We start from the raw sequence: 9,002 nt of genomic DNA on the forward strand, positions 1-9,002 counted from the left end.
GCGCTCGATGGGCGGCAGGCGGATCGAGCCGTCCGCCAGCGCGCTCCAGACCCGCTGCGCGCGTTCGGCCAACTGCGCCTGGGTCGAGACGTAGTCGAACACGACGGGGCGCGAGAAGCTCAGCGACTTGGCCACCAGCGCATCGGGCGCCAGCGGCGCCAGGGGGCCGCTGGCCTGGCCGAGGCTGATCCAGTGCCCCCGGCGCGCGAGGGCGGCCAGGTTCTCGTCGCGGGCCGCGTCGCCCAGGCCGTCGATCACCACGTCGGCGCCGCCGCAGCTGCGCTGCACGGCATCGGCGAAGCGGTAGTCGCGGGTCACGATCACGTGCTCGCAGCCATGCTCGCGCGCGACGCGGGCCTTCTCCTCGCTCGACACCGTGCCGATCACCACGGCGCCGAGACGGCGCGCCCAGGCGCACACCAGCAGCCCGACGCCACCGGCCGCCGCGTGGACCAGCAGCCGGGTGCCACGCTGCACGCGCCCGAGGTCGTGCAGCAGGTAGTCGGCCGTGATGCCCTTGAGCAGCAGTGCGGCGGCGACCTCGTCCTCGACCGCGGCAGGCAATCGCACCACCCACTCGGCCGGCACGCAGCGCACGCCGCAATAGGCGCCCGGCACGGGGCCGAGATAGGCCACGCGGTCGCCCGGCAGGAAGCCGGAGACCTGCGCGCCGACATCGAGCACGCCGCCGGCGGCCTCCATGCCCGGCACGCCCGGCAAGCCCGCGGAGAGCGGCAGCATCGACGGAATCCAGCCGCGGCGCAGGTACACGTCGATGAAGTTGACGCCGACGGCGCGCTGCCGGATGCGCAGTTCACCGGCGCGCGGCGCAGGGGCCTCGAAGGCCTGCGCCCGAAGTTCATCCGGGCCGCCATAGCGCTCGATGGCGACACGGCGCGTCGGCACGGGGAGCGCCGTCGGCATCGCGTGGCCGGTGGGCGCGTGCCGGTCGGCGCCCCCGCGCAGGTAGCGCCGCAGATCCTCGAAGCCGGTCTCGTACACGCCCTGCGCCACGGTGTCGCGCAGTTCGCGCTCCATCCCCGGCGGCGTCGCAAAGCTCGACTCCCAATGCCAGAAAGTCCGGTTGCCGTCGGTCACCGGCTTGAGGCTGACCGTGGCCACGTAGCGCTGCAGCGGCAAGCTCGCTTCGACGATGCAATAGGTGCTCTTGTGCTCGGTGTCCGACAGCGTCAGCAACTGCTCGCGGACGCGGTTGCCGTCCTTCAGCGTGAAGCTGCGCACGCAGCCGACCTGGTCGCCGCGCTCGCCGCCTTCGATATGGCTGGAGGCGATCGCGCTGTGCCACCGGTCGTGGCTGTTGAAGTCGCGCAGCACCGCCCAGACGCGCTCGATGGGCGCGTCGATGACTGCGGAGCGCACGACCTTCTGCAGCATGGCTCGTCAGCGTAACGACCGCCGCTTCAACGCGTCGAAGCCGGCCTGGAACACGCCGTTGCCGATCGATTYCGTCAGCTCGCGCTCCCGGCCGGCCTCGCATTCGAACTCGGCGCTCCATTCGGCGAAGCAGTGCCCGCCATCGGTGACCGGCGTGAGCTTGAGCGTGGCAATGTAGTTCGCCACGCCCATCGGGCTTTCGAGGATCTCGTAGGTGCAGCTGTACTCGTAGTCGGACAGCGCCAGCAGCTTCTCCCGGATCATGCCGCCGTCCTTCAGGTGGAAGTGGCGGATGCAGCCGACGCGATCGGCCGGCTGGTCGTTCTCGATCCGGCTGTCGGCGATCAGTGGATGCCATTGCGGCAGGCCGTTGAAATCACGCACGCGCGACCACACGCTGTCCGCGGGGGCGTCGATCACGCTGGAGACATAGACATTCACCATGCGCTATTCCTTCGGCGTCGGCGCCGAGGGCAGGGCGGCATGGGCGCCGCTCGCGTCACCGACCAGCCGCTGGATGTCGCCGCCTTCGATGCCGATCTCGCGCAGCAGCTGGTCGACCAGCGGCGCCTGCGCCCTGAAGCGCAACGCCGAGTTGACCAGGCCGTCGGCAAAGCCGCTGCCGCCACCGCCTTCACCGCCGCCCGAGGAACCGCCGAGGCCGTCGACATGCAGGATCTTGATGCCTTCGATGCGCTCCAGCGGACGCACCGATTCGCGGATGATCGCCTCGGCCTTCTCGACCAGCTTCAGGCGCAGGGCCGACATCCGCGCCTCGGGCGTGAGCATGTTGTGGGACTCGTTCATCATGCGCGCGGCGTCGGCCTCGATCTCGGCGCGCACCCGCATCGCCATCGAGCGGATCTTGTCGGCATCCGCGTCGGCTTCGGCCTGCGCGCGCACTGCGGCGCCGCGCGCGGTGCTGGCGTCGCTCTCGGCCTGCGCCGCCGAAGTCAGGCGCAGGGCGTCGCGCTCGGCGACCTGCTGCGCGCCGATCAGGTCGATGGCCTTCTTGCGCTCGGCCATCTCGACCTCGCGGGCCGTGAAGACCTTCTCCTCCGCCGACACCGCCAGCGCCCGCGCGATCTCGGCTTCGGCCTGCGCCTCGCTCTGGGCCTTGCTCTCGCGCGCGACCGAGATGGCGCGCTGCTGCTCCGCCAGTTCGAGCGACATGCGGCGCTCGATCTCGGCGCTCTGGATCGCGCGCTCCTTGCCGATGCGTCCCTCCTCGATCGTMTGTTCGGAGCGGATGCGGGCCTGGTCGATGCCTTGCTTCGCCGCGATCTGCGCGGCCTCGGCGTCCTGCTCTCGCTGCGCGCGTTCGGCCGACACCTCGGCGCGCTGGCGGGCGCGCGCGATCTCGAGCTCGCGCTGCTGCGCCAGCCGCGCGTGCTCGGCTTCGCGATCGATGTCGAGCGAGAGCTTCTCGGCCTCGAGGTTCTTGTTCCGGATCGCGATCAGCGTGTCCTGCTCGACGTCGTTGCGCTGCTTCTTGCGATGCTCGATCTGCTCCGTGAGGCGGGTCAGGCCCTCGGCGTCGAAGGCGTTGCTCGGATTGAAGAACTCCATGCCGGTCTGGTCGAGCTGCGTCAGGGAGGCCGCTTCCAGCTCGAGGCCGTTCTTGGTCAGGTCCTCGGCGACGGCGTCGCGCACGCGCTTCACGTAGGTGCCGCGCCGCTCGTGGAGTTCTTCCATCGTCATCTCGGCCGCCGCGGTGCGCAGCGCGTCGACGAACTTGCCCTCGACCAGTTCCTTGAGCTGCTCCGGCTCCATCGTCCGCAGGCCCAGGGTCTGGGCCGCTGCGGCGACCGCCTCTTCGCTGGTCGCCACGCGGACGTAGAACTCGGCGATGACGTCGACACGCATCCGGTCCTTGGTGATCAGCGCCTTGTCGCGGCCGCGGTTGACCTCGAGGCGCAGCGTGTTCATGTTGACCGGGATCACGTCGTGCACGATCGGCAGCACGAAGGCGCCGCCGCCGAGCACCACCTTCTGCCCGCCCAGCCCGGTGCGCACGAAGGACCGCTCCTTGGAGCTGCGCAGGTACAGCCAGTGGAGCAGCCAGACCGCGATGGCGACGACGATCGCAACGACGATCAGCCCGAGGATGAAACTTCCGAATTGAGCGCCTGACATGGATCTCGTCTCCTTATTCAGTTGAGGACAGAGCCAAAGCTGCCGAGCAGCTGATGGGTCTTTCCCGCAAGGTCATCTGTCCAACGTGATCTGAACGAAGCGTCGCGTCGTCTCGGTGAGCGCCGCCTCGACGGGCAGGCGCTCCATCGAGCTCGCGCCGTAGAAGCCGTGGCACGCCGGGCAGCGCGACAGCACGTACTGCGCATCTTCGGGCGTGGCGATCGGCCCGCCGTGGCACAGCACGATCGCCTCGGGGTTCACTGCATGCGCCGCCGCCGCCCAGGCGTTGATGCGCGGCACGCAATCGGCCAGCGCGAGCGCGGTCCCGGCGCCGATGACGCCCCCGGTGGTCAGGCCCAGGTGGCACACCACGATGTCGGCGCCGGCCGCGGCCATCGCGCGCGCATCGGCTTCGCAGAAGACGTAGGGCGTGGTCAGGAGGTCGAGCGCGCGGGCGCGCGCGATCAGCTCGACCTCGAGCGCATAGCCCATGCCGGTTTCTTCGAGGTTGGCCCGGAAGACGCCGTCGATGAGGCCCACGGTCGGGAAGTTCTGCACCCCCGAGAAGCCGAGGGCGATCAGCCGGCCCAGGAATTCGTCCGGGATCATGAACGGATCGGTGCCGTTCACGCCGGCCAGCACCGGCGTGTGCTGCACGATCGGCAGCACCTCGCGCGCCATCTCGCAGACGATCTCGTTGGCATTGCCGTAGGCCAGCAGGCCCGCCAGCGAGCCGCGGCCCGCCATGCGGTAGCGCCCCGAGTTGTAGATCACGATCAGGTCGATGCCGCCGGCCTCTTCGCACTTGGCCGACAGGCCGGTGCCCGCGCCGCCGCCGATGATCGGTCGGCCGGCGTCGATCTTTGCGCGCAGGCGAGCCAGCAGGGTCGATCGGGAGATGCGTGGCATGGTCGGGGTCCTCCGGATGTCCTGGCGTGTCCTGGCACTTAGGCGCGCCGCGCGCCGGCCGGGGTTTGCGAAACCTCTCGCCAGGCGCCCACCAGCGCGTCGGCGAAGGCTTCGTCGTTGATGTGCAGCGGCAGGCGCAGCAGCTTGCGGTCGGGGCCGCCGCGAAAGCCGCGCTCGATGCTGTCGAAGAGCTGCCGGTCGGCGTCCGGGTCGTGGAAGGGCTGGCCGGGCCGGTCGATCGCGGAGACGCCGCCTTCGGGGATCAGGAAGCGCACCGGCCCGCGCATCGCGTTGAGCTTCACGGCGATGAACTCGCCGACCGCGCGGCATTCCTCGGCCGAGGTCCGCATCAGCGTCACGGTCGGGTTGTGGCGGTAGAGCCGGCGCGCCTTGAATCGTTCGGGCACCGTGTCCCAGGCGCCGAAATTCACCATGTCGAGCGCGCCGCAGGAGCCCACGTAGGGCAGCGCGTGGCGGGCGAAGACGTCCAGCCGCGTCGCGCCGGCCGACAGCACGCCGCCGGCGATCTCGTCCGCGATCTCGGTCGTCGTGACGTCGATCGCGCCGGCGATCAGGCCCGACTCGGCCAGCTTCTCCATCGACTGGCCGCCGACGCCGGTGGCATGGAACACCAGGCAGTCGAAGGCGTCCTCCAGGCGCCGGGCGACGGCCTGGACGCAGGGCGTGGTGACGCCGAACATCGTCAGGCCGATCGCCGGCCTGGTGACGCTGGAGACCGCCGGCGGATGCGCGATCATGCCGGCCAGCGCGTTCGCCGCATTGGCCAGCACCAGCTCGCTGATGCGGTGGATGCCCTGCACGTCGGTGACCGAATACATCATGCAGATGTCGCTGGGGCCCACGTAGGGCCGCGTGTCGCCGCTGGCCATGGTCGACACCATCATCTTGGGCACGCCGATCGGCAGTGCGCGCATGCCCTGGGTCGCCATCGAAGTGCCGCCGGAACCGCCGGCGGAGATGATGCCGCCCAGGTCGCGGCGGGTGCCGATGAAGGCCTCGAAGGCCAGCGCCATCGCAGCGGTGGCGCTGCCGCGGTCGTTGCTGAAGACCGCCGATTCGCCCTGCGGGTGGTGGCGCGCGACCTCGCGCGGATGCACGCTCGCGGGCGAAGGCGTGCCGGAGGTCGACAGGTCGACCGTGACGACGCGCAGGCCGAGCTTCTCGAGGCACTGGCGCAGGAAGGCCAGCTCGCGGCCCTTGGTGTCGAAGGTGCCGGCGACGTAGGCCGAGCGCTCGCTGCTCGCGGCGACCGGGAACTCGAAGACGCGGGGCGAAGCGGCGGCAGGCGGGGCCGGCGCTGGCGCCGCCACTGGCGCAAGCCTGACGATGTCGGCCACCGGCGCGGCGGTGCCGCCGGCGTTCCAGCGCGTGAAGCCGCGCACCGTGCTCGGCGCCGGGCCGTCGAGCGAGGTCGCGCCGTCGCCGTGCGCGCGGCGCACCGTGAACACTTGCATGGACTCTGGAGGGCCGGTATCGACGGCGGCGCTCGACGCCTCGAGATCGTCCTCCGGCCCGCCCGAGCGCACGCCCAGCAGGCGCTCCTGCAGCTCGCGGTCGGCCGCCAGCTGCGCCGCGGGCATCTCCTGCGCGATGCGGCCATTGACCATCAGGCCGATGCGGTCGGCCACCGAGATCGCGACGCCGAGGTTCTGTTCGATCAGCAGCACCGCGATGCGGCCCTCGGCCGCCAGCTCGCGCAGCGACTGCGCCACCTGCTCGACGATCATCGGCGCCAGGCCTTCGGTGGGCTCGTCCATCACGAGCAGCTTCGGGTTCAGCAGCAGGGCGCGCCCGATCGCCAGCATCTGCTGCTCGCCGCCCGACAGCTGTGCGCCGCCATGGCCGCGGCGCTCCGCCAGGCGCGGGAACATCGCATAGACGCGATCGACCTCGCGCCGGCGGCTGGCCACCAGCCGGAGGGTTTCGTCGACCGACAGCGACGCCCACACCCGGCGGCCCTGCGGCACGTAGGCGATGCCGCGCTTCGTGATCTCGTTCGGCGCCAGCCCGAGAATTTCCTCGCCCGCGAGCCGGATGCTGCCGCGCGCCGGCACCAGGCCGGTGATGGCGTTGCACAGCGTCGTCTTGCCCATGCCGTTGCGCCCGACGATGCCCAGCACCCCGCGTTCCAGCGTCAAGCTGACGCCCTGCAGCGCATGGGCGCGGCCATAGAAGACGTCGAGCGCCTCGATGGCCAGCATCGGCGCGCCGCTGGCCGCGACGGCCCGGTCGGTGCGAAACCATGCCATCAGTGCCTGCTCCCCATGTAGATCGCCTGGACCTGGGCGTCGTTCTCGATCTCGTCGGGCGTCCCGGTGCGCAGCACGCGCCCGTTGTGCATCACCGTAACCCGGTCGACCACGCGCAGCGCGATGTCGAGGTCGTGCTCGATCAGCACGAAGCTCATGTGCGCCGGCAGCGAACCCAGCAGCGCGACCAGTTCGCGCCGTTCGACCGGCGACAGGCCGGCGGCGGGCTCGTCGAACAGGATCAGGCGCGGCGCGCCGGCCAGCGCCATGCCGATCTCCAGCTGGCGCTGCTGGCCGTGCGCCAGATTGGCGACCCGTTCGTCCGCGATGTGGCTCAGGCGCGAGCGCTCGAGCAGGTCGCGGGTCGCGCGCATCGAGGCATGGCCGGCGCGCGCGCGCAGGAAACTGAAGCGCCCGCTGGCCACGCCGCGCACCGCCAGGAACAGGTTGTCGCGCACCGACAGGTCGCGAAACAGCAGCGAAGACTGGTAGGTGCGCCGGAGGCCCTTTCGGATGCGGTCGTGCGGCGGCAGCTCGGTGATGTCCTCGCCGAAGAAGTGGATGCGCCCCGCCGTCGGCGGAAAGTCGCCGGTGATGGCGTTGAAGAGCGTGGTCTTGCCGGCCCCGTTGGAGCCGAGGATCGCGTACTTCTGCCCGGCCGTGACGGTGAGCGACACGTCGTCGACCGCCCGCAGCGCGCCGAAGGCGCGCGTCACCCCGTCCAGCCGCAGCGCGTCGCCCGAGAGCAGCTGCGCGCCGGCCAGCGCGCCGGCATCCGAAGCGCCGCGCGACGTCGAGGGCCTGAGCGGGGTGATCGAAGCCATCTTCAGCTTTCTCGCGAAGCGTGCCAGGTGCCGGCCGGCGAAGCCCGGCCCCCTCGGGACACACCGCGGAACCGGCTTTGCCGGGCCGCCGGTGTGGCCCCCTTGAGGGGGGAGGCGGCTACACGCAATGAGCAAGCAACGGGGGTGGGCTTCATTTGCGGCAGTCGGGCACGTCGCGGGTGCCGAGGCCCATCTGCTTGAACTCCGCCTCGGGCAGGCCCAGCGTCTGCGTGATGTTGGGCACCGACTTGACGACCTTGTTGTAGAAGGAGCCGTCGGGCGCCTTCGCCACCTCGGTGATGTAGGTGGTGCCGACGCCGTTGCGGTTCGCGTCGATCCTGACCTCGCCGGCCGGCCCCTTGAAGTTGGTCTTCTGCAGCGCGTCGCGGTAGGCCTTCTGGCCGTTCGACAGGTCGCCCTTGACCGCGTCGAGCGCGTCCAGCGTGGCCTTGGTGTTGATGTAGTACAGGTAGGCGAACAGCGAGGGGCTCGGGAATCCGTCCTTGAAGGTGGCCTTGTAGTCGGCCACGAACTTCTTCCACTCGGGCGTGTCGATCGAATCGGCCATCGGCCCGGCGGACGCCGTGCCGAGCAGCGACTCGCGGCGCTTGCCCTTGAAGTTGAGCACCGTCTGGTCGACCGTGATCGAGCCGCCGACCATCGGCTTGTCGCCGCCGGCCTGCTCGTACTGGGTCAGGAAGTTCACCGCGTCCGAACCGCCGAGCACGACGACCAGCGCGTCGACGTCCTTCGGGATCTTCGCGATCACCGAGGCGTAGTCCTTGGTGCCGAGCGGGACCCAGGCCTTGTCGACCACCTTGCCGCCCTTGGCGCAGTAGCTCGCCATGAAGCCCTGCACCTGCGAGTACGGGAAACCGTAGTCCTCTGCGATCAGGAAGGTCTTCTTGTAGCCCTTCGAGAGCGCATGCTCGCCCAGGCCGACCATCCATTGCGCGCCCTCGGTGTTGAAGCGGTAGAAGTTCGGCGCCGGGTCCGCCAGCGTGGTCGCCTGGGCGCCGGACGAGCCGTTGATGAAGGTGATGTTGGGCTGCGTCTTCGCGTAGTTCTTGACCGCGATGCCCTCGTCGCCCGACAGCGGGCCGATCATGATCTGCACCTTGTCCTGCTCGACGGCCTTGCGCGTGGCATTGACCGCCTTGTCCGGGGTGGCGTCGGACGAGACCTTGATGAACTCGATCTTCTTGCCCCCGGCCATGCCGTTCCTTTCCTTCAGCGCGAGGTCCGCGCCGCGCATGCTGTCCTGGCCGGGTGCCGCGAACGGGCCCTCCAGCGTGGCGAGCAGGCCGATCTTCAAGGTTTCCTGCGCCTGGGAAAAGCCGGCCACCGTGACCAGCGCCGCCGCAGCAATGATGCTGCGCCCGAACGATTGCTTGCCTCTGCTCATGTCTCGCTCCTTCTTGTCATCGATGAATGCGGCCACGGCCGCGGGGGGTGAAAGGGGCGCCGA

The 9,002-nt window shown here is 70.2% G+C and carries 6 protein-coding genes and 2 pseudogenes; all 8 read right to left on the reverse strand.

Features of this window, described 5'->3' with window-relative positions; translation table 11 throughout:
- Positions 1 to 1,395: SRPBCC family protein (locus tag AC1D2K_RS22845; protein ID WP_478091206.1), on the reverse strand; the 1,395-nt coding region annotated here is incomplete at its 3' end.
- Positions 1,396 to 1,401: 6 nt separating this feature from the next.
- Entirely contained in the window at positions 1,402 to 1,839 is a 438-nt protein-coding gene (locus tag AC1D2K_RS22850; protein ID WP_478091207.1) for an SRPBCC family protein, read from the reverse strand.
- Positions 1,840 to 1,842: 3 nt separating this feature from the next.
- A complete protein-coding gene (locus AC1D2K_RS22855) occupies positions 1,843 to 3,531 on the reverse strand; it encodes a flotillin family protein (RefSeq protein WP_478091209.1) in 1,689 nt (562 codons plus the stop codon).
- A gap of 72 nt (positions 3,532 to 3,603) precedes the next feature.
- Positions 3,604 to 4,440, reverse strand: a complete 837-nt coding sequence (locus tag AC1D2K_RS22860) for a phosphoenolpyruvate hydrolase family protein (protein WP_478091210.1) — start codon at positions 4,438 to 4,440, stop codon at positions 3,604 to 3,606.
- A gap of 38 nt (positions 4,441 to 4,478) precedes the next feature.
- Positions 4,479 to 5,684: pseudogene (locus tag AC1D2K_RS22865) on the reverse strand (Tm-1-like ATP-binding domain-containing protein); the annotation flags it as partial.
- Between the two features lie 531 nt (positions 5,685 to 6,215).
- Positions 6,216 to 6,710: pseudogene (locus AC1D2K_RS22870) on the reverse strand (ABC transporter ATP-binding protein); the annotation flags it as partial.
- Positions 6,710 to 7,534, reverse strand: a complete 825-nt coding sequence (locus AC1D2K_RS22875) for an ABC transporter ATP-binding protein (protein WP_478091212.1) — start codon at positions 7,532 to 7,534, stop codon at positions 6,710 to 6,712. The gene AC1D2K_RS22875 and the pseudogene AC1D2K_RS22870, both read right to left, overlap by 1 nt.
- Before the next feature lie 151 nt (positions 7,535 to 7,685).
- The coding region (locus AC1D2K_RS22880; RefSeq protein ID WP_478091213.1) for an ABC transporter substrate-binding protein at positions 7,686 to 9,002 on the reverse strand (1,317 nt) is incomplete at its 5' end.

It is taken from the genome of Variovorax sp. P1_H12_2, from assembly GCF_056405335.1.

Excerpts from the sequence above, each read along its gene's own strand:
- AC1D2K_RS22875 (WP_478091212.1), bottom strand. The coding sequence starts at position 7,534 with ATGGCTTCGATCACCCCGCTCAGGCCCTCGACGTCGCGCGGCGCTTCG.
- AC1D2K_RS22860 (WP_478091210.1), bottom strand. The coding sequence starts at position 4,440 with ATGCCACGCATCTCCCGATCGACCCTGCTGGCTCGCCTGCGCGCAAAG.